General features: G+C 65.2%; 1 protein-coding gene and 1 pseudogene. Both read right to left on the bottom strand.

From position 1 onward, the window contains the following. The coding region (locus MKK64_RS25215; RefSeq protein WP_243934179.1) for a GTP-binding protein at positions 1-138 on the bottom strand (138 nt) is incomplete at its 3' end. 79 nt (positions 139-217) lie between these two features. After that, a pseudogene (gene fusA, locus MKK64_RS25210) lies at positions 218-503 on the bottom strand (elongation factor G); the annotation flags it as partial.

Raw genomic sequence — 503 nt, 5'->3', positions numbered from 1 at the left:
GGCCGTGAACGTCGCCCCGCCGGACTCCGCCAAGACCTTCGTGATCGCCGCCGTCAGCGACGTCTTGCCGTGGTCGACGTGACCGATCGTGCCGATGTTGCAGTGCGGCTTCGTGCGGGCAAACTTCTCTTTGGCCATGGTAGCCTCCGGTTCGATGAGGGGTGCGCGCCGGACCTGCGGTCAGGCCGGCGACGCGGATGGGATGTCGAGGAAAGACTTACGCGTACTTGGCGATGACCTTGTCGGCTTCGCCGCGCGGCACTTCCTCGTAGTGGTCGAACTGCATCGTGAAGTTGGCGCGGCCCTGGGAGAAGGAGCGCAGCTGGTTCACGTAGCCGAACATGTTGGCGAGCGGCACCATCGCGTTGATGACGTTCGCGTTGCCGCGCATGTCCTGGCCCTGGATCTGGCCGCGGCGGGAGTTGAGATCGCCGATCACCGAGCCGGTATACTCCTCCGGCGAGACGACCTCGACCTTCATCACCGGCTCGAGCAGCACGGAG

The sequence above is a fragment of the Methylobacterium sp. E-025 genome (assembly GCF_022829705.1).
Lineage (GTDB): Bacteria > Pseudomonadota > Alphaproteobacteria > Rhizobiales > Beijerinckiaceae > Methylobacterium.
This window is presented reverse-complemented; position numbering and strand designations above follow the sequence as displayed.